Here is a 19,107-nt window from a genome sequence, read left to right as displayed (position 1 = left end):
CCGCTAACCGGAAGAGCAGAACCTTCGGGAGGGCCCGCTAGCCCGCCCGGTGGCAGATGGGACGCCGTAGCCGAGGTGACCGCAAATCACCTGGGTGGCCGGGCGTCCCGGCGGCTCGAAGACCCGTTTAACGGGCGCCGCCACAGACGACTACGACATCTCGCCCCCTTCCGGGGCGGAGGTGCACCCGCAGCCGGACAGGCGCGGGAAGACAGAGAAGGCACCCTGCCGGAGCGACGTACGCGTCATCGCTGCCACGGCGGGTGCCTTGGAGTGTGTCTGTCGGAGGGTACGGGTACCCTGCTCCATGTCGAGACCTTCCCTGGATAGGTCTGCGGCCGGGCCCCGGAGTGCAGCCTCGCGGGGCTTAACCATGTTCACGATCTTATGCACCGACACGGTACCCCTCTGAGATCCCACGGCGACACCCCGGTACCGCTCGTGTCGCCAATAGGATTGCGTCTCCTGACGGAGCGCCAGAACCAGCCGATGACCTGCCCCGCTCCACACCAGTGGCATCGTGCGGGCATGATGAACGGTATGCATGCGACGAAGAAGCCCCGGCAGGACGATCCTCTTGACGTGGAGACCTTCGCTCACCCTGCGCAGCAGCGCCGCTTCGTTGCGGCCATGAACCGCATCGCTGCGGAGCGCTGTCCTGGCACTCCGGTCCGCGTTTATGTCAGTGCCGGCCCCAAGACGGTCAATGACTCGAACTGGCCGCGCTTGCTGGAGCGCATCACCGAGGACCTGCCGGACGGCGTTGAACTTCTCCACTACCGCACGGCGTTCGAGGATGACTCCTACGACTGGGACACGCTTGCCGGCCAGCTCGACGGCCTCGTCGTCATCGGCCGGGCCAAACGTCTCGGCAGCCGCGTGCACGTCCTCGGCCCCGTAGCGCGCCTTGAGCTCCGCTCGCTCATCGCGAGTAAGCCCGTTTTGCTCTTCACCCACAACCTCGGGTTGGTGCCGGCGATCGACTGTATGAGTCAGGTTATGGCCCCGTCCGAGGCGCCGCGGCTCAAGCTGGTTGCTCCGAAACGTTGGAGCCGTGACTCGGCCACGCTCCACGCTGCTCTGGACGCCCTTCGCCCACTCGGTACCGCCGGGCAGGAGCCTGAACTGCGCGAACGCGTGCAGGCGCACCTGGTGGCTCCGTTCGCCGCTGGGGCGAACTGACCGCTGATGGCGGGATCGTGGTGCCCAGCACTTCGGGAGGGTCATCGAATCCCACCTGCGTGCGACAGCGTGATGTCGTAGTAGTAGGCGAGCACGGCCTCGGCGCCCGATCCCTGTGCGGTGGTGATGCGCTGGTAGCGCGCAGACCGGAGGTCGCCGGCGATCCGGATGCGCCGGTGCTGCTTGTTGGGCGGGCAGTAGCCGTCATCTCCGGACACGAGCCCAGCCACAGCTGCCGGTTTGTTGCCGAGGTTGTTGAGCACTGACGTGGCGGCGTAGGTGGTCTTGGTCCCATCGCTGCCTTCCACCTCGACCGTCCAGCCGCCTCCGTACGTGGGCTTGGTAATCGCGGCGTGTGAGATGGGCACGATCCGTATGCGGCCGTCGGCCTCGACTTCGGCCGCCTTGTATGCGTCGGCCGGTGGGCACAGCACGTGCAGTGTCGTCGTCACATCCGGGTGCGCTCGCAGCCAGGTTCCGAGCGGACGATCAGCGCCGAGGACGTAGGTTCGCGCGGTGAGATCCTGCGGAGTGGCGCGCCAGAGCGGTGGAGCGGAGAACTCGGCGGAAGCGGTAATCCACCCTGCGTCTGCCGGGGCCAGGTCGGTCACGCCTGTGGCGACGACGATGAACTCCGCGGTGAGGACACGTCCGTCGCCGAGGGCGAGTTCGGCACGGTCTTCGTGCCCGCTCACCTTCGAGGCGAGGGCCTGGACCACTGTGCATCGCCCGGCTTTCTCCAGGCGTGCAAGGTCCGCGGCCAGGGCCTCGGCGAGTTGGGGGCCGGTCGACCAGTTGCCGGGGACGTTCTCCAGGGCGCCGATCCGGTGCAGCTTGCCGCCGCCCGAGCTGGCCTCGACGACCATGGTCCGCAGGTTGAGGCTGGCTGCCATGACCGCGGCCGCCATCCCTGCCGGGCCGGCGCCGACCACGAGGACGTCTGTGTCGCATGACCGTGTTTTCACGACTGTGCCCCCGGTGTTTCGCTGATCCGTGACAAGACGACGTCGCTGGTGACCAGGTGGTCCGCACCGATGTTTCGGGCGGCCATCAGCAGCGCTGCGTCGTGGTACTGCGGCCCTCCGGTGGAGGCGCAGGCGTCAGTGACGAGCCACGGCCGGAGCCCATGGTGATAGGCGTCTCGGGCCGAGTCGTACACGCACGCGTCCGTGTCAATGCCGCACAGCACCAGGTCAGTCCATCCCGCGTCCCGAATGAGTTGGGATCCCTCGGGCGTGAAAACGGATGCCTGGTCCTTGTCGATGACGGCGGCCGCGGAATCGGTGAACGGGACAAGGTCGGCGGCGAGGGCCTGCTCCTCGGGAGAGCGCAGCCGAGTCCATCCAGTGATTGTTTCGTACGGAGAACCTGGTGTGTTGTGGAACCGGGTGTACACGACGGGTGCGCCCACTGCGCGCCAGCCCTCAACGAGTTGCACGATCGCGGGGAGAACGCCACGGCTGTGCCGGTTGACGAAGCCCTGCTGAACGTCGATGACCAGCAGCGCTGTCGAACGAGGTTCCACCCATTCCGCCTTCCATATGTCTGTTATGGGTTGCTGTCTCGCAGTGCATCCTGGGCGGCCCGGAGCCGATCAGGGAGTTCACTCGTGGCCAGGATCGCCTCGCGCATCACCCGATGCTGGGCGGTCTCTGTCGGCCGGGCGGTGGTCAGCCGTACGTACGCACCTCGCAGGAAACGCCACCCGTACGCCGGGGGCATAACGGGGTCCCGGCCTTCCTCGATCACGCGCAGGATGTGTGACGACAGCGCCCACAGCGCCTGGACGTCCAACTCCAGGGCAACGATCTGGCTCGTCGTCAGGGCACGCTCGTCCGGCTGCGGGTGATAGGAGACCCCAGACCAGCCGGCCACGCCCCGCGAAGCGCCGCCGTCGAACGCCACCGCTTCCGGGTGCTCCCACCCGTCGCGGAACTTCGCGTCCTCAACACCTGATCCAAGCGGCCGGATGTTCTGCGGATCCTGGCGGTTGACCAGGACCGACGGCGTCGTCAGCAACTGCAAGGCGGGGTCGAGCCCTGCTTTCGTCCACGAGTGATCCCGCAACTCGTACACGGACAGGACGTACTCCGGATCCGGTGACGGATCAACGGCCCCAGGGGTGCACTGCTCCAACAGGCGCGTCATGCGCTGGCCTGCCCAGGCCCGATCCGTCAGGTACGACCGGTAACGCCACACCGCCAAATCCGTAAGGGAGTCAACGCGTTGATGCTCTTCCAGGAGCACCAACGCGATCCCACATGCGAAGACGTGGATCGTGGAACCGTGGGCAGTCCGATGCTCACCAGGTAGAACTCGCTGCTCGAGGCCCCCAGGGCCCGACGGTCGGGGCGCGCCCGCAGCGTAGAGAGAGCCAAGTCGCTCCCCCAGATACACCGGCAGAAACTTGTACGAGACAACCGCGCAGGGCGCCGGCTGGGCTACCTCGACTCCTGAAGAACCGACGGGTTCCCCCCGTTGCGTCGCCAGCCGGAACCGGAACGCTTCCTGCTCTTCCGGCGTGCACCGGGCGAGCGCTGCGTCGAGGATCTGCGCCATGTGGGGACGGCATTCCCGAGTCGGGTCCTCTTTCCAGTGAGAAACCGTCCGAGGGCTGATGCCGAGGTCGTCGGCGAAATCGCGGACGGACTGGCGCTTGACCGACCGCAGTAGCAGCCCCTCTTCACCTGTCCACTGTTCCACGGCGATCACTACACACCTCCTGGGCGGTCCTTGACCAGGCAGACGGGGCCGTATTGCCACGCTGAGTCCACGCCACTGCTACGTGGGGGCATCTCGCTCACGGTCCATGACCCGGAAGCTGTTGTGTGACGGAACCAGCCATTCAGCAATCGGTCGGAGGACCTCATGACGAGGACGCGCCTATCAGGCCGACTCAACGTCGTCCCCCGGCATTTGGGTGCTCGTCCTACTGCTCTGCACCTCGTCATTTCGGGCTTCCTGGTCAAGGAAGGCCAGCAGCCCTTCCGGCTGCCCGTCGTACACCAAGTGTGCTTCCTCGGCGGTTGGCGGGAAGAAGCGGCCCGCGAACCTCTTCAGGTCTTCCTCGCTGAACTCGATCGAGTTCGCGTCGACCGTCGCCAGATGGTTGCGCTCCTTGATCCGCGACCACCGCACCTCGTGCGGTACAGACAGGTAAACGAGCACGGGCACGCCGCCAGCCTCCGTGACGATCGCGCTCCATTCGGCACGCTCCTCTGGGGTCCAGAAGCCATGGTCAACCACGACATCGTGACCAGCCTTCAAGTGGTTCCTGAGCTCGATGGAGATGTCCTTGAGGACCGGCGCCTCCCGGACGCGGAACTCGCCGCGGGGGAAGTCACGGCCGTAGTGGCCGTAGCGGCGGAACATCTCCTCGTCCGGGCAAAGCCTCTGGTAGCCAGCCTCCTCAAGGGCGCGGGCCAAGGTCGTTTTGCCTGCGCCCGGCATGCCTGTCATGAGGACAGCGACGGGACCCCGCTTCAGCCGGCCTGCGAGGGCGTCAGTTATGCGCGTGATCTCGGTTCGTCCTTCCGCGCTGAGGGATCCAGTGCGCTCGGCCCGCATCAGACCATCAAGTCGTGCGTCGAGGCAGCAAACAAGCGTGTCGTCGAGAACCTCGACCCTGTGGGCTATCACTGCGCCAAGTCCGATGTGGTCCGTCGTGTTCTGCCAGGAGCACCCAAGTCCACTCCGTATTCAAGGAGTTCGCCGTCGGCGTCCAGGAATCTCGCGGTGAGTACCAGGATCGCTGCGACCACGTCGCGCTCCAGCTCCAGGAGCTTCAAGTCTTGCTTGGTGGCAATGCGGGCGGTCTCTTCATCTACGCGCTTGACGACTTCTCGACCGGTGGCCTGCGCAATCAGGTCAAGTGACAGGCCGCCCTTGAGCCGCTCGCTCTCCACCAGCTCAGGGAGGACCCGGGCGAATTCCGCTGGGATCCAGGACGTCGAGTGGGCGACGATCCCATGAGCATCACGGTAAACGCGACTCCGGCGGATGACGTCGTCGCCAGCAGCGATGCCGAGCACATCCGCAACGTCCTCGGGGGCGGCGACTATGCCTGCTGTGTGGCCGCTCGACTCCTCGCCCGCGCCCCAGGACGACTTCGTTTTGCCGCTGCGATCGTGACGCTCTGCGCCGGAGGAGATCGACACGGGGCGGCCCATGACTTCCGTGCCTACGCCCGGAATGCCTTGGACGAGCTGCTCATCACGCAGCAGCTTCATGGCCCGGTCTGCCGTGGCAGTGCTGACGTTCCACTGCTCTGCCAGGGCCCTAATGCTAGGCAGCAGCTCGCCCGGCGACAGAGCCCCGGAGCTGATGAGCGCGCGGTAATGCTCCGCGATGCGCGCGTACGGCGGCCGGTTGTCGGCTCGGGGTGCCCCGGGCATATCGCCTCCCTCTCTCTGTCAGATGCCTCACTATACCGCTTGACACCTGAGGGTACCTGAGGCAACCTGATGTAGGTAAGGCGATGGTGATCCTCCGGAACACCGCGTGACGCCTTCGACCAACCAAATAGCGCAGCCTGCTCGCCATCGCTTACATGCGGCGCCGGGGTGACCGACCACCGAGTCGACACGATGTCCCCCGACGGGTTTGAGCAGGGCAGCCAGACAGCAGTTGCGCTGCCTGTCCTCCACGATCTGACCAGCGAAGTTCCGCTGTACGGCTCCTGGTTGGCAGGGAACGCAGCCCATGTCACTCCCCCCGCCAAGGAGCCCGTCTTGCGTGTCAGCCAGTTGCCCCCGTACCGGCTCAGCGACTTCCGGCCCCAGAACGTCAACCTCCGTGAAGGCGAGGTTCCGTCTCTGCGTTGCCCGGAGTGCGAGGCCTGGCACTCGATCAAGCGCAGTCTCCTGACTCCGCACTACCCGGAGCCCGGGAAGCGGTGCTTGGGAAGCGCGCGGCGCATCGTCTTCGACATGACCGTCGAGGAGTGGGGTGCCGCTCTGGTCGACGGTGCTCTTGAGGCGGGTTCGCGGCGGAGTAAGCAGCAGTTCCACAAGCCGGCGACTCCGGCGGGGCAGGCAGTTCACCGTTTGCCCTACACCGGCCAGTTGACGCCGCTCGAAAGGGCTCGGCAGGCGATTGCCGAGCACCAGGCCAAGTGCAAGATCTGCAGTGGCGGGAGGCGGTGCCGGATGCCGCGGATCCTGGCCCAGGCCGAGGCCGGCCGTGCGGGATTGGCGGCGTTGGATCGTGCGCTGCAGGCGGTCGCCCGTCATCGTGTCGCCTGTGCCGACTGCGGGCGGGGCGAGTTCTGCCCGATGGGCTTCGAGTTGGCGGAGCGGAGGGCGTGGACGACGCAGGCTCGCGAGGACGTGGTTCGTCAGCAGGTCCGTGAGCAGCAGGAAGAGCAGGCCTGGGAGCGTCGCCGTGATCGTCGTCTCGCCGGTCGGCGGGCGTCGGACTGGCGCCGGGTGGGGCCCGCGGTGCGGCGTACCGACCAGGAGCGCGTACGGCGCCCGGCGGGCACCGCCGCTCCGAACGATCACACCAGCGTCCCGCTGGAACCGGTCCACGTCTCGCGCTGACACGGAGGGGCTCCATGGAAATCGTCGAACCCGGCACGTACGACTTCGACCTCGACGTCACTTTCCCGGCCGCGATGAAGACGAGCACCTACCGTGGGTCGAGCGGCAGGATCACGGTCAAGGACTCGGTGGAGAAGGACGTGCTGGCCGAGCGGCTCGCCGCTGAGACCCTCACGGGCCTGGCCGGCAAGGTCCTCACGGTCACGCGGCTGGAGCTGACGCCCACGTCGGGGCCGACGGTCGCGGAACAGGCGGTCCTCGACTACATGGACTGCGTCCGGTTCGCCGCCAAGCACGTGGATTCCTGCCTGGCCTGCCAGAACGCGCAGTACTGCGAGGCGGGCGAGCCGATCCTGTACCACTTCGAGTTGGCGTTGGACCGCTACGAGCGGCGCGAGAGCCTCCTCGTCTGCCGAGCGTCGTGAGACCTGCGTTACCTGTGATCGCCGCCCGTGTGACGTGCGGCGATGGCAGGGGGCAGCAGGGCCTCGTCAGGTCAGCAGCCCCCGCTGGGTTGGCCTCCGCCAGGGAAGGCCAACCCAGCCCGAGAACAACCGAATAACGAGAACGGCCCCGGGGTGCATCCCGGGGCCGTTGTCGGTCGCTTGTCGTTCATCGCGAGAGGAACACGACCTTGTTGGAGAACATGATGACATCCCCCAGGCCGATCAGTGCGCAGGGGGACGGGAACCCGAGCCAGGAGGACGAGGCGCTGCGCCGCGCCAAGGAGTTGGACCAGAGGGGTGGGACGCGGTGACCGCCACCGTCTACGGCACGGGCACTCTGCATGCTGTGGCCGTGGACGAGATGCCGTTGCTGCCCGCCCCGGTGCCGGGGCTGATGGTGAGCGAGCGCGAGCGCGGGTTCCGCGCTGACCTGACGGCGTCCCGCGAGGCTGTCAGTAGTGTGCGCAGGCTGACCCGGTCGATGCCGGCGTCGTACGGCGCGGATCTGAGCCTCGCGGAGTCCGCGGAGCTCGTGGTCTCCGAGCTGGTGGGCAACGCGGTGCGGGCGAGCGCCCCGAACGCGGATGTCCCCCTGGTCGTCGAGGTGTACGCCGCTCTGGCTGGCTCGCCGGGCATTGAGGTGATCGTCCACGACACCGTCCCGGGGCAGCCGAACCGCGGTGAGGCCGCGCTGGACAGTGACGAGGCGGAGTCGGGCCGGGGCCTGGGCATCCTCGCCGCGGTCACGGACGGCTGGTCCGTCGAGCCGTCGACGGAGCCGTCCTTCGAAAAGATGATCAGGTGCCGCGTCAGCCGAGCTGAGTAGCACCGCCGCCGTACGGGAGGGCGGGCGCGCGGAAGGTCAGCTCCTTCGGGCGCAGCCCCTCGCGTCCGACTGCGCCGGAGATCACCGCCCGCCCGCTCCCCACCCCCAACAGCCTCAGGGACTCCTCGTTCCTGGGGCTGCCTGAGTCTGCGATTTCAACGGAGGGCCCCATGAAGAACGTCCAGGACCTCGTCGGTCTGTCCGCTGCCCACATGCCCGCCTCCGAGGCCGGCGTCGACTGGCGGCACAACGCGGTCTGCCGCGAGGAAGACCCCGATTTGTTCTTTCCGATCGGCAACACCGGCCCGTCGCTGCTGCAGATCGAGGAGGCGAAGGCCGTGTGCCGTCGCTGCCCGGTCATGGACCAGTGCCTTCAGTGGGCTCTACCGTCTTGATCGGGTTGATCGAGCCATTCGTAGGGTTGGGTCGCCCAGGGGTGCTGGGTGTGGCTATCAGTGGGCTGCCGCTTCGTGGCTTCCAACGCTTCGCCTCCCGGCACCTCACGACGACTCGGCCGCCGATTAGGAAGTGCGAACAAGTCGCTGAGTAGAGCAATGCCGGCGAGGTCGTCCGTGGCACGAACAACACAAACAAGGACGTCAGGAGCACGATGAGCCGGATATGGGTGGGGATCGACAGCGGCAAGGGCCACCATCACGGCCTCGCCCTGGACACCGAGGGCAAGACCTTGTTGTCGCGGCGGGTCGCCAACGACGAGCCCGAGCTGCTGAAACTGATCGGCGACGTCCTCGACCTGGCCGACGGCCGCCCGGTCACCTGGGCCATCGACATGACGGGCGGGGAGCCCGCGCTGCTGCTGGCCCTGCTGACCAACCACGGCCAGGAAGTCCTCTACATGCCCGGCCGGCTGGTCAACCGGGCGTCCGACGGCTACCGCGGCGAGGGCAAGACCGACGCCCGCGACGCCTACGTCATCGCCGACCAGGCCAGGATGCGCCGCGACCTGCGGCCCATCCGCCCCGGCGACGAGGCCGCCATCGAGCTCAAGCTGCTGACCGGACGCCGCGCCGACCTGGTCGAGGACCGCACCCGCGCAGTCAACCGCCTGCGGGGCACCCTGCTGAGTATGTTCCCCGCCCTGGAGCGGGCCCTGGAAGTCACCAACACCGGGCCTCTCAGGCTGCTGACGGGCTACCAGACCCCGGCCGCGATCCGCCGCGCCGGGATCTCGCGGCTGACCACCTGGCTGGCCAACCGCAAGGTCCGCAACGCGAGATCGCTGGCCGAGGCCGCGGTGGAGGCCGCCGAGCGTCAGCACACCGCCGTCCCCGGGGAGAAGACCATCGCGAAGCTGGTCCACACCCTGGCCGAGGAGGTGATGGCCCTCAATCAGCAGGTTTCCGAGATGGACAAGCTCATCGAGGGCCGGTTTCGCGAGCACGAACTCGCCGACATCCTCCTGAGCGTCCCCGGCATCGGCGCCGTGCTCGGCGCGGAGTTCCTCGCCGCTGTCGGCGGCGGGCTGGAGGAATTCAACTCGCCAGATGCCCTGGCGGCCTTCGCCGGAGTCGCTCCCGCCCCTCGAGACTCGGGCAAGGTCAGTGGCAACCTCCACCGGCCGCTCAACTACCACCGAAGACTCCAGCGCGTCTTCTACACCTCCGCACTGGTCAGCGTCCGCTACGACCCGAACTCGCGGCAGTTCTACGACCGCAAACGCGCCGAGGGGAAGAAGCACGTCCAAGCCGTGCTCGCCCTCTCCCGCCGACGCGTCAACGTCCTGTGGGCCCTGATTCGTGACCGACGGTGCTATCAAGTCACACCCCCAGTGACTACAGCCGTTTGACAACAGCATTAGGAAGCGTTCGAGTCCGGCCAGGACCACGGCGTCTGGGGCGGGCTCAGCGAGGACGAGCGCCGCTCCATGAAGCGGCGCGCCGCCCGCAACCGCGCCCGGCAGGCCAGCGCCTGACCGTCCCGCCACCTGCAGCCCTGCGCTGCCCGGGCGCCTCCGGACCAGCCCCTCGTTGGCCCGGTGGCGGCGGAGAACGCAGGGACCAGGCCGCGCCAGACCTTGGCGCGGCCGCTCCCGAACCCGTACTCCTCCGACATCCCCAGGGAGATCCCGATGGTCGCGAACACCCCCTGCAACCACACCCCGTCCTGCCCGCCCGCCAGCAGCCCCGCCCGCGACGCTGCCCGCGTCATCTCCAGCCACCCGGAGCAGGGATGGAGCCTGCTGTGCAACGGGTCCCTCGTCTTCGAGGACACCGGCGAGCTGCTCCCCGACGGACGGGTCATCGCCCCGCACCGGCCCACCGACACGCCCGCCCTCCAGGGCTCGGTCCGTAGCAAACTGGCGTCGCTCCCCATCCACTTCGTGGACACCCAGCGCCTCCTCGGTGGCACGGCCGGCGGCGGGAAGACCAGCGCGGCCGCGGCGATGCACCGGTTCGCCCTGGCCCCGGACCCCGACCGCGCCGACGCTCCCGCCGACCACCCGTCGGTCTGACGGCTGCCTCCCCCGTCCGTCCCGGCCCGGCGCCGGCACGGACGGGGTCGAAGAGAGCCGGACAGCCCGGACGGCACGGCCACAGGTATAAGGGGGAGCACATGCTCCGTGTCATCACGAGCAGCACCCACCGCCGGTTCCAGGAGGCGGTGACCGAGGCCGAGAGGATTCCCGGTCTCGAAACCGAACTCGCTGATCTCCGCAGGAGGTTGGAGATCGCGCGGAACGAGAAGAAGGACGCCGCGTGCACGGCCGAGGATCTGGCGGACGCCCGGGAGGCCGGGGCGGAGATCGCGGCGACGCTCACCCAGCCGGACGCCCGGCAGCGGGAAGCCATCCTCGACATCGCCGCCTCGCTCGTCCGCCACGCCGAGGGCCTCGGTCTCGATGTGAAGCGGCTGCACAGCGGCGATCCCTACAGCACGTCCCCCACCGCCTCCGTCGAACCGGAGTCACAGCCGGCCGGTGCCGAGAGCGGGGACGGCACGGAACCGTACGTGCACGTCTACGTCCACCAGGGGAAGATCCGGTCCGTGCTCCGCTGGGGCGAGGCCGCCGTGCGCCAAGCCCATGCCGACGGCGCTCCCCCGGAGGGCTGGTGCCAGGACCGCAGCTGCTCCGAGATGCCCGGGCCGATGCCGTACTCGCTCTACCCGCTGCCCGTGCAGGTGCCGTGGCCGGACCGCAGCCAGGTGCACCTGCTGCTCCACCGGGACCGGCCGATCGCGGCGTTCGGAACCGAGCAGGCCGCCCACCGCGACTGCGTCATCACGAGCATGGCCGCCACCGAGCCCGCCCTCATCACGGTCGTCAGCCAGCCGATCGCGGACAGCCAGTTGTACCCGACGGCCGCCCCGGATGAGCACGGCCTGGACACCAAGGACGCACGCCGGCATCACGCCCGGCTGCTCGCGGCCATGGCGACCGGACGGTGCGCGGCGATGCGCCGTAAGAAGGTCGAGCCGCCCGAGGACTTCCTCCAGCTCTGCTCGAACCTCAGGGCCGCCGCGGTGAAGCTCTCGGTCACCGAGGCCGAGATCGACGAGTACGCCTCGACCTGGGCGGCCCTCCTCTGATCGCGACTCCACGGAGATCCGACCACGGAAGGACATCTTTGATGCCGATCGTGCTTCTTCTCGTCCTGGTGCTGTTCGGCGGCACCGCGCTCGTCCTGGCCGCCAACCCGAAGCAGCCGTTCTTCCAGCAGCTCTTCGGCAGCCTGCGGTCCGCCGGGCGCACCCCCACACCCGAGCAGCAGTACTGGGCCGAAGCCAACAGCCACCAAGGACTCACCAACGACCAACTGCGCCGCCGGGCCATGCTGCTCGGCGGCACCCTGGGCCGAGGTGCCAGCGGCGACGTCACCACGATCGAAGTGGAGGGCGAGAACGAGCTCGGCCCGACCTTCTCGATGGTGCGCTACATCCGCGGCAAGGACGGCCTGTGGCGGGCCGGTTGACTGCCCGCCGAGTTCCTCCCCTGAGTTGCCTGTCGCTCCCGGCGTTGCGAGTCGCCGGGAGCGGCAGGGAGCAGCAGGGACGTTCCCCCGATCCCGCGCTCCATGGCCGGCCTCCCCCGTGGGAGGCCGGCCTTCATGCTGCCGGGTCCGGTACGACCATCCCCCCGTACCGGACCCGGCTCCTTGTTCTTGTTCCTCCGTATCCAAGGAGCTGCTATGACCAGCCCCCCGCAGGTCGACGAACGCGTCGACCTCGACAAGCCGCCGGTCCGCGCAGGGCTGCCCGGTCAGCCGGACACCCTCGTGAGCCGAGTCGTCCCGGCCGCGCCGACCGGCGAGCCCGAGTCGGACCCGCGCACGATGAAGGCGCTCGCGATCGTGGCCGGCACCGGCGGCGCGATCCTGGCGGCGATCGGGTTCACCGGCTCGTACAACTCGCTGCGGCACCTGGCCGAGGCCAAGGGCTTCGGCGTGTTCTCGTACGCGTTCCCGATCGGTATCGACGCCGGGATCCTGGTCCTGCTGGCCATGGACCTCTACCTGACGCGGAAGCGCGCGTCGCTGCCGCTGCTGCGGTGGCTGGCCCACGGGCTGACCGCCGCGACGGTCGCGTTCAACGCTGCTGCCGCCGACGGGCCGCTGTCCGCGGACCCGCTCGCCGCGTCGATGCACGGCGTCATCCCGGTGCTGTTCATCGCCGCGGTGGAGGCCGCGCGCCACTACATCGGCCGGATGGCCGCGCTGATCGCCGGTCACGACCTCGGCAGCCCGCCGCTGTCGCGGTGGCTGCTCGCGCCGCTGCCCACGTGGCTGATCTTCCGGCGGATGAAGCTGTGGAGTCTCCCGTACGACGACGTGGTGTCGCGGCTGAAGGGCATCACGATCTACCGGCAGCTGCTGAAGAAGCGCTACGGGCGCAGCTGGCGCCGGAAGACGCCGGCCGATGAGCTCCTTCCGATCAAGATGGCCCGTTTCGGGTTGACGGTCGATGAGGCGCTGGAGATTCCGGCACGCGAAGCGGAATCCGCCCGTCGCCGTGAGGAGGAGGCGGAGCTTCGGGAACGCGAAGCCGACGACGCCCGGGCGCTTCGGGCGGCTGAGGCGGAGCTTCGGCAAGTCGAAACGGAGTCTCGGATCGAGACCGCGAAGATCGCCGCCAAGGTCGAGCGGGTCGCCGCCGAGGGCCGGTTGAAGGCTGCTGAGGCGGAGGCCGAGAATGCCGCCGATCTTGAGATTCGGCGATCCGAAGAGCGCCTTCGGGTGCAGCGTGCGGAGGCCGACGCCGAGATCCAGCGGCTGGAGAGCCAGACCGAGGCCGATCGCCTGCGCGCCGAGCGTGAGCTGAAGGAAGAGCAGGTCAAGTGGTCCGTGCGGCAGCGGCAGTTGCAGCAGGAGACCGAGACGCTCGAGTCGGCTGAGGCGGCTGAGGCGCGAGCTCGCGCGGCGCGCGCCGACCAGGAGGCCAACGAGGCGGCACTGGCGGCCGCGAAGGCCGATCGGGAGGCAGCCGAAGAGCGCAAGGGGGCCGCCGAAACCACCCGCGACGCTGTCGAAACCGAGCGGGCGGCCGTCGAAGCGGAGGCCGAGCGTTCTGCTGCCGAGCGCCGCGCGGCGGAGGACCGGCAAGCGGCTGCCGAAGCCCGCCGTCGTGCGGCCGAGGACGACCAGGCCGCTGCCGCTGCCGAGGCGGAGGCCCGGCTCACGCTGCCGGAGCGGGACGCCCGCAAGGTCGCCCGGATGATCGTCGCGGCTGGAGGCGACCCGAAGGCCGTCACTCTCAAGCAGATCGAGCTCGAGCTGGGCGTCTCCCAGACCACCGCCCACGAGCGCAAGACCCGGGCGCTGGAGTACCTCCAGGAGCAGCAGGAGCAGCAGGAAGGAGACGAGCAGCAGGCCGCCTGACCAGCGGAAATGAGCACCTTCGGCGGTTCCACCGGCCCCCGAGATGACGTCAACACCTCGGGGACACGGTGAAGGCGCCGAAGCGCCGGGTCCCACCCTCTCACCCAACCTGCCCGTCAGGAAGGTGAATCGGCTGGTGACCAGCACAAACAGCGGCCGGGTGATCGGGATCGCAGACCGCGAGCCGACCCGGCCGTTTTGACCCTTTTTGACCCGCCGACCGAACGGAGGATCACGGAAACGTGGGCGGAACCGCGTACTGGACAAAACAGATAAGACGGGCGGACGGGAGATCGCCCAAAGCGGGCGCCACTCGACGGGTGGACCGGCTGCGCGGGCTGCTGAAGGACGCCGAGCCGGCCGTCGCCGATCGTGTCTGGCGCGAGGTCGTCGACCTCCTCCAGCGGACCACCGACAGCCACTCGACACGCGGCTCCGCGTACTGGACCAGCGAGATCAAACGGGCCGACAGACGGTCGCCCAAGGAGGGCGCGACCAAGCGTCTGGACCGGCTGCGCGGCGTGCTGCAGAGGGTCGATCCGGTGGTCGCCAACCGCGCCTGGCGCGACGTGAGCGACACCCTCCAGCAGATCACTGTTCGTCACACACGGTGATCGTTCACCCATTCATTCACCCGGGGGAGAGATGAACTCGATCCGGCCCTACACGCGTACGTACGCGCACGAGGGCACGAGTTCACTCCCCCGGTCGCAGACCGTGAGGGGAAAGCGATGGAATTGCTGCTTCTCGCGTGCGCATGGCTCGTGTACACGGCGGGCGCGCAGAGCGAGCAGGCAAAGGTCGGACTGTCCCCGGCGCAGCGGGACATCCTGAGGGAGCGGACGCGGCACGAGAAGGCCGTGCAGAAGATCGCCGACAAGCACGGGGCCGCTGCGCCGGCCGACCGCAAGGCGGGCGTCTCGCCCTGGAAGGAACCGCCGGCCTCGGAGCGCGATCCGGTGCTCACGCTGCCGGAGGCGTTCCGCTCGGGCTACCGCGGACACACCCGCGTCGAGCGCGTGGCCACCCCGATGGGGCGCCGCGCCGGCGGGTGGGCCGCGCGGGGCGTGGCGTGGGGCCAGGACACCGGCCGCGGTGCCCTGCGGGAGTACCGCAAGCGCCGCAAGGCCGCCGGCCATGACGACCCGGCCCCGGTGCTTGTGCCGCTGCCGCCTACCCGACCGCCGGACGTGCCGCCGATGCCAGCGGCACCGCCGACGGCCGGCGCCGACAGCGGTGACGGCGGTGACGGCAAGGGCGTCTCCCTGGAGAGGCCCAAGGAGGCGACCGAGCCCCCGGAGCCGGAAGGCGCCGTGAAGCCGCCTGAGAAGGCCGCAGAGCCTCCCGCAGGCGGCGATGGCTCCCCGGGCGCCCCGGAGGCCTCAACAGGCCCTGAAACGCCGCCAGATGGGGCCGCAGAGGCGCCGACGAAGGAACCCGCGACTCCCGCCTCGGAGGCGTCACCAGGTCCCGAAGCGGCTCCGGCCGGGCCCGAAACCACCGACGCGGCGGCCGAACCCGAGCCCGCCGCCGCCGAAACCAAGGACACCGCGGAGCCGAAGAGCCCCGAGGAGCCCTCCGCCGCCGCCGAAACGGAACCCGACCCGGCCCCGGCCGAGCCGGAAGCCACCCCGGCGGCGCCCGAAAACTCGGCGGCCGCGCCCGAAACCCCGGCCACCGAACCCGAAAGCCCCGCGACGGCGCCCGAGGGCACCACGCCGGGACCGACCCGAGACAGTGAACCGGCTGCCGCCGGTGAAGGAGTTGGGCGTATGGCAGCAGAGGTGACGTACGAGTCCGTCGCGGACGAGAGCGACGAGCTCTCCCTGATGTGCAAGGAGGACTCGCAGAGCTGCGACCGGATCAAGAACCGCGCCGAAAGGGAAGTCGGGCGCGGTGACACCCTGCTCGCGCAGATGGAGGCCACGGGCTTCGGGCAGTCTCTCCAGGCCTGGGTCACCCGCTGCCGGGATGACTACCAGGGGATGGGCACCCATCTCGACCAGCTCAAGACGAACACGATCGCCCAGGACGAGGCCGTGGTCAGGGCCAAGGGTCACCTGATCGCGGGCCAGGGCGTCTACTACGACATCGCCCTGGACATGGAGCAGGTCGCCGAACGCGAGGCGTACATCAGCGACGCCGTCGACTCCGAGGACACCTCCGCCCACACCGAGGTCTACGAGACGAAGGGAGCCTGACCATGAGCGTAGCCAAGGCTGTTGGCTCGTTCGTCACCGTCGCCGCCATCCTGGCCAGGGCGACGGCATACGGAGTCCGAGCCGCCATGACCAAGCGGGCCGTCGAGCGGCTGGAGAAGCGCTACCACGACCGCGCCGACTCGGCCCGGTACCTGTCCGAGGCGATGGGCAAGCTGGAGGTCGACGAGCCGACCACAACCGCCTACATGGAGGTCTCCACGCTGTCGGAGGCCATGGCGGCCAACGTCGCAGGCATCGTCGGCCGCGCCGACTCCCTGCAGGCCAACGCCCAGGGGCTGGCCGAAGCGACCGAAGCGGAACACGGCCGGATGAGGGAAGCCAACCGCACCCACACCGTGAAGATGGCAGACCGGCAGTTCATCCAGCCCCGCTAGGCACCAGACACCACCCCCACCTCGAAGGGCGGGACCGCAATCCGCGGTCCCGCCCTTCGTCTTCGCTGAAAACGGAGAAGAACCGGATGGCCACGACCACACCGACTCAGGAAGAGACCGAAGAGACCGCTCCCCAGGAGCTGACCGGACTGCGCGCGCAGGTCGCCCGGATGCACAACCCGGGCCTCTACGTCGGCTCCGGGCTCGGCATCGCCTCCGGCTGGCTGTCCGGTGACCCGCTGCTGCTCACCACCCTCGGCACCACCGGCGTCGCCGCCAGCTGGGCCGCGCTCGGCATGCACCCGGGCCCGTGGCGCTGGCTGCCCGGGCAGGGCGAGCCGTGGGAGTGGATGGCCCGCAGCAGCCGGCGCGGCTACCGGCGCCGGGTCCGTCGGATGCGCCGCCGCCTCGACCTCGACCACGCGTACGGTCCCGCCGTCGGCTCCGACGGCCTGCTCGTGCCGACCATCAGCATCGCCGACGGCTGGCGCCACCGGGACGACCGTGCCGCCCTGGTCCGCGCGGCGAAAGCCGACGCCTACCGCAAGCGGTCCGCGACGCTGCGCGCCATCTGGGCCAAGGGCCTTCCCGACTGGGAGCGCGGCTGGTGGCGCCGCTACAGCGCGACGGAGATGGTGCTGCGTGCTGGCCCTCTCGCGGCGATACCCGCCAGCAGCTACATCGACGTGCCCTGGTGGGCCCGCCTCCTCATTGCCTCCACCGCGGCGACCTGGGGATCGCGGATGTGGGCCCTGCCGGACTCGGCGACCCCCGCGGCCGCCGAACACCCGGGCGGCATCGACTGGTACCTAGCCCGGTGGGACGAATGGATCGCCTGCGACCAGGGCCCGCTGCCCGCTTCCAAGCTCACCGACGTCCGGCTGGACGATGACCGGCTGACCGCGATCATCGTCTCCACCACCGCCCGGCCCGCCCTCGGCGTGGCCCAGGACTCCGTCTCGATCGCGTTCGAGGTCCCTCCGCGGGCGGTCAACATCTACCGTCCCGACGACATGGCCGCCTCCCGCGCCAAGCTCACCGTCAAACTGCGCAACAGGACCGGCGAGCTGGACATGGACGACCTGTCGGCCGTGTGGGAGGAGTACGGCCCCTACCACGGTAGTGAGCTGTACGACGCGGAGGAGACCGAGTTCGGCCGGCGCTTCAAGCTGCTCATGCCGCGCCGTGGCTCTTCGGTCGCCGACGTGCAGCCCCTCGCCATCGCCCAGGCCCTCGACATGGACGGCGAGGACGCGGTCTCTCACCTGCACCTGCGGGTGATCGACGCCCGCCGCATCGAGGTCAACGAGATGTCCATCAACCCGCTCCAGGACGGCGTCCCTCTCGACCTGGACGCGCTCGTGATGGACGAACAGGGCTACGTCACGGTCGGCAAGGACATCTACGGCGATCCCGCCGCGTGGCGCCTGATGATCCCCAACGCGGGGAAGTTCGGGCTCACCGGCCGCCAGGGCATGTCCGCCGTGCACTCCTTCTCTTCCGGCACCACCGGTTCGGGCAAGAGCTCGCTGGAGGAAACCCTCCTGATCGCCCAGATGATCAACGGGATCGTCGGGTGGCTGGCCGACGGCAAGTTGGGCGCCGGCTTCGCCTCCTGGACCCACGTGCTCGACTGGATGGTCAAGAGCCACTACGGCGCCATGCTCATGGGCCAGGCCTCCGTCGACGTCGGCAAGTTCCGCTTCTCGACCCAGATGAAGATGCAGTGGCAGGACGCCGAAGGCTACGTCATGGACGGCCGCAGCTTCTTTGTCCCCGGCGAGCCGTTCGCCCCGATGCAGGTCACCTGGGACGAGTTCAACGAGATGGTCATGGACCCGCTCAAGGACCACGTCAACCCGCTCCTGGCCTACGCGTCCAACCTCGGCCGCCAGACCCGGTCCGCCGGCATAGGCGCCCGGATCTACGTGCAGATCCCCAACCTCGACTCCATCGGAACCAACAAGCACGCCAACGCCATCCGCGACATGCTCCAGTCCGGCAACATCGCCCTGTTCCGCACCGCACGCGCGGACGTCGACGTGATGTCGCTCGGATCCAGGACACCCAAGTTCCGTCTGGAGCCGATCCCGGAGAAGTTCCCCAACGGCGCTGGCACCGGCGGCCTGGGCTACATCGCCGACGGCTCCGACCAGTACACCCAGTCCCGCATGATGTTCCACCCCAACCCGGTGCGCATTGCCCGCGAACTGCCCCGCCCGACCCTCACTCAGGGCGAGGCAGACGCCATCGCCGACATGAGCCCCGCCGGCATCGCCTACCTGCGGCGGGACGAGTACCGGCACATGGACGCCGGCGAGGAAGAAGAGTTCCTGCGCGACCTGGTCGCGCAGGAGCAGGAAAAGCGCGGCAAGAACACCACCGTCGTCGACCTCGCCCCCGTCCCGGCCATCCCGGCCGGCGTGGACATGGACGCCGAAGACCTCGAGGACGACGACCTGGACGCCCTGGTGCCGCCCAGCCGTTCCGAGCTCGTCTGGCACGCCGTCGACCGCGGCGCCCGCCGCAACGGCGAGATCGCCAAGGTCACCGCCCTGAAGCCGCCCAACGTCGCCAACGCCACGAAGCGGCTGGAGCGGCTCGGCAAGCTCACTCAGATCGACCGCGACTGGCACACCGTCGACCGCCTCGACGCCTGACCCCCATCCCATCCCCCTCACAG

General features: G+C 69.1%; 17 protein-coding genes and 3 pseudogenes. 15 read left to right on the top strand and 5 right to left on the bottom strand.

Annotated elements, in window-relative coordinates; genetic code table 11:
- The first annotated feature begins 528 nt into the window (after positions 1-528).
- On the top strand, positions 529-1,182 hold the full coding sequence (locus ACGFYH_RS20385; RefSeq protein ID WP_393804536.1) for a hypothetical protein: 654 nt from the start codon (positions 529-531) through the stop codon (positions 1,180-1,182).
- A 41-nt stretch (positions 1,183-1,223) separates the two neighbouring features.
- Here ACGFYH_RS20385 and ACGFYH_RS20380 read toward each other — a convergent pair whose 3' ends face one another.
- The 5 genes from ACGFYH_RS20380 to ACGFYH_RS20360 form a co-directional block, all read right to left on the bottom strand.
- The gene (locus tag ACGFYH_RS20380) at positions 1,224-2,075 is read right to left on the bottom strand and encodes an oxidoreductase (protein WP_393804535.1); all 852 of its coding nucleotides are present in this window, start codon (positions 2,073-2,075) and stop codon (positions 1,224-1,226) included.
- A gap of 68 nt (positions 2,076-2,143) precedes the next feature.
- On the bottom strand, positions 2,144-2,707 hold the full coding sequence (locus tag ACGFYH_RS20375) for an isochorismatase family cysteine hydrolase (protein ID WP_393804534.1): 564 nt from the start codon (positions 2,705-2,707) through the stop codon (positions 2,144-2,146).
- 23 nt (positions 2,708-2,730) lie between these two features.
- Positions 2,731-3,894 carry an XRE family transcriptional regulator gene (locus ACGFYH_RS20370; protein WP_393804533.1) on the bottom strand — a complete coding sequence of 388 codons (1,164 nt, stop codon included), beginning with the start codon at positions 3,892-3,894 and terminating at the stop codon, positions 2,731-2,733.
- A gap of 174 nt (positions 3,895-4,068) precedes the next feature.
- Positions 4,069-4,821 carry an AAA family ATPase gene (locus ACGFYH_RS20365; protein WP_393804532.1) on the bottom strand — a complete coding sequence of 251 codons (753 nt, stop codon included), beginning with the start codon at positions 4,819-4,821 and terminating at the stop codon, positions 4,069-4,071.
- Entirely contained in the window at positions 4,818-5,576 is a 759-nt protein-coding gene (locus tag ACGFYH_RS20360; protein WP_393804531.1) for a GntR family transcriptional regulator, read from the bottom strand. Before ACGFYH_RS20360 ends, ACGFYH_RS20365 begins: the two co-directional genes overlap by 4 nt.
- A 534-nt stretch (positions 5,577-6,110) precedes the next feature.
- Between ACGFYH_RS20360 and ACGFYH_RS20355 the strand changes: the two genes are divergently transcribed.
- The 14 genes and pseudogenes from ACGFYH_RS20355 (at position 6,111) to ACGFYH_RS20290 (ending at position 19,084) form a co-directional block, all read left to right on the top strand.
- Positions 6,111-6,722, top strand: coding sequence for a hypothetical protein (locus tag ACGFYH_RS20355; RefSeq protein ID WP_393804530.1), 612 nt, complete (start codon positions 6,111-6,113; stop codon positions 6,720-6,722).
- Between the two features lie 14 nt (positions 6,723-6,736).
- Positions 6,737-7,147: a hypothetical protein gene (locus ACGFYH_RS20350; protein ID WP_393804529.1), complete on the top strand. Its 411-nt coding sequence runs from the start codon at positions 6,737-6,739 to the stop codon at positions 7,145-7,147.
- A gap of 328 nt (positions 7,148-7,475) precedes the next feature.
- On the top strand, positions 7,476-7,994 hold the full coding sequence (locus tag ACGFYH_RS20345) for an ATP-binding protein (RefSeq protein WP_393804528.1): 519 nt from the start codon (positions 7,476-7,478) through the stop codon (positions 7,992-7,994).
- A 212-nt stretch (positions 7,995-8,206) separates the two neighbouring features.
- Positions 8,207-8,386 (top strand): annotated as a pseudogene (locus tag ACGFYH_RS20340) (WhiB family transcriptional regulator); the annotation flags it as partial.
- 218 nt (positions 8,387-8,604) lie between these two features.
- A complete protein-coding gene (locus ACGFYH_RS20335) occupies positions 8,605-9,801 on the top strand; it encodes an IS110 family transposase (protein ID WP_393804527.1) in 1,197 nt (398 codons plus the stop codon).
- A gap of 15 nt (positions 9,802-9,816) precedes the next feature.
- Positions 9,817-9,927 (top strand): annotated as a pseudogene (locus ACGFYH_RS20330) (WhiB family transcriptional regulator); the annotation flags it as partial.
- A gap of 156 nt (positions 9,928-10,083) precedes the next feature.
- A pseudogene (locus tag ACGFYH_RS20325) lies at positions 10,084-10,272 on the top strand (DUF5999 family protein); the annotation flags it as partial.
- A 296-nt stretch (positions 10,273-10,568) separates the two neighbouring features.
- Complete coding sequence (locus tag ACGFYH_RS20320; protein ID WP_393804526.1) at positions 10,569-11,543, top strand: hypothetical protein; 975 nt, start codon at positions 10,569-10,571, stop codon at positions 11,541-11,543.
- A 41-nt stretch (positions 11,544-11,584) separates the two neighbouring features.
- Positions 11,585-11,926 (top strand): hypothetical protein, encoded by a 342-nt coding sequence (locus tag ACGFYH_RS20315; protein WP_393804525.1) that lies wholly within the window; start codon positions 11,585-11,587, stop codon positions 11,924-11,926.
- Between the two features lie 216 nt (positions 11,927-12,142).
- On the top strand, positions 12,143-13,828 hold the full coding sequence (locus ACGFYH_RS20310) for a DUF2637 domain-containing protein (protein WP_393804524.1): 1,686 nt from the start codon (positions 12,143-12,145) through the stop codon (positions 13,826-13,828).
- A 320-nt stretch (positions 13,829-14,148) separates the two neighbouring features.
- On the top strand, positions 14,149-14,442 hold the full coding sequence (locus tag ACGFYH_RS20305) for a hypothetical protein (RefSeq protein ID WP_393804523.1): 294 nt from the start codon (positions 14,149-14,151) through the stop codon (positions 14,440-14,442).
- A gap of 117 nt (positions 14,443-14,559) precedes the next feature.
- Entirely contained in the window at positions 14,560-16,029 is a 1,470-nt protein-coding gene (locus ACGFYH_RS20300) for a hypothetical protein (RefSeq protein ID WP_393804522.1), read from the top strand.
- Positions 16,030-16,031: 2 nt separating this feature from the next.
- Positions 16,032-16,424, top strand: a complete 393-nt coding sequence (locus ACGFYH_RS20295; protein ID WP_393804521.1) for a hypothetical protein — start codon at positions 16,032-16,034, stop codon at positions 16,422-16,424.
- A gap of 86 nt (positions 16,425-16,510) precedes the next feature.
- Positions 16,511-19,084, top strand: a complete 2,574-nt coding sequence (locus tag ACGFYH_RS20290) for a hypothetical protein (RefSeq protein ID WP_393804520.1) — start codon at positions 16,511-16,513, stop codon at positions 19,082-19,084.
- The last annotated feature ends 23 nt before the right edge of the window (positions 19,085-19,107 follow it).

This window comes from Streptomyces sp. NPDC048392 (genome assembly GCF_043200575.1).
In the GTDB taxonomy this organism is placed as follows: domain Bacteria; phylum Actinomycetota; class Actinomycetes; order Streptomycetales; family Streptomycetaceae; genus Streptomyces.
This window is presented reverse-complemented; position numbering and strand designations above follow the sequence as displayed.